The sequence below is a fragment of the Kocuria sediminis genome, from assembly GCF_009735315.1.
Taxonomy (GTDB): Bacteria; Actinomycetota; Actinomycetes; order Actinomycetales; family Micrococcaceae; genus Kocuria; species Kocuria turfanensis.
In genome coordinates, this window is sequence record NZ_WOGU01000062.1 from 1 (window position 1) to 556 (window position 556).

At 67.3% G+C, this 556-nt stretch carries 1 pseudogene; it reads left to right on the top strand.

Features of this window, described 5'->3' with window-relative positions:
- Window positions 1–269: 269 nt before the first annotated feature.
- Window positions 270–556, top strand: a pseudogene (locus GMA12_RS18655) (IS630 family transposase); the annotation flags it as partial.

A 556-nucleotide genomic window follows, 5' to 3' on the forward strand; every position in this document is an offset into this window, starting at 1 on the left:
GGCTCCGCCTTCGGGACGTGGTGCTGTGCGTGGACGGGGCGTCCCAGATTCATGCCCTTTGAGCGCACGGCCCCAGATCTGCCGATGCAGCCCGGGCAGCCGGCGGCGCGCACCACCGACTACGTCCGCCACGGGACGTCCACGTTGTTCGCGGCCCTGGAGATCGCCACCGGTCATGTCACGGCCGCCTGCGAACCACGGCACCGGCGCCAGGAGTTCCTCGCCTTCCTCCAACAGGTCGCCCGGGTCTACCCGGCCAGGACCTGGCGATGGACAACTACGCGGTGCACAAGACTCCCGAAATCGAGGAGTGGTGGGAGGTGAACCCCTGGGTACAGGTGCACAACACCGGTACCTCGGCGTCCTGGCTGGACCTCGTGGAAGCGTGGTTCGGGATCATCGAGCGTCAGGCCCTGCACCGGACCGATCTCGCCTCGGTGCTCGAGCTCAACCGGTGGAATTGGGCGTTCGTCACCGGCTGGATCGACCGCTGCCACCCGTTCGGGTGGACCAGGACCAGCCCCGACATCCTCAAGATAGCCAACCGGTCAACGAC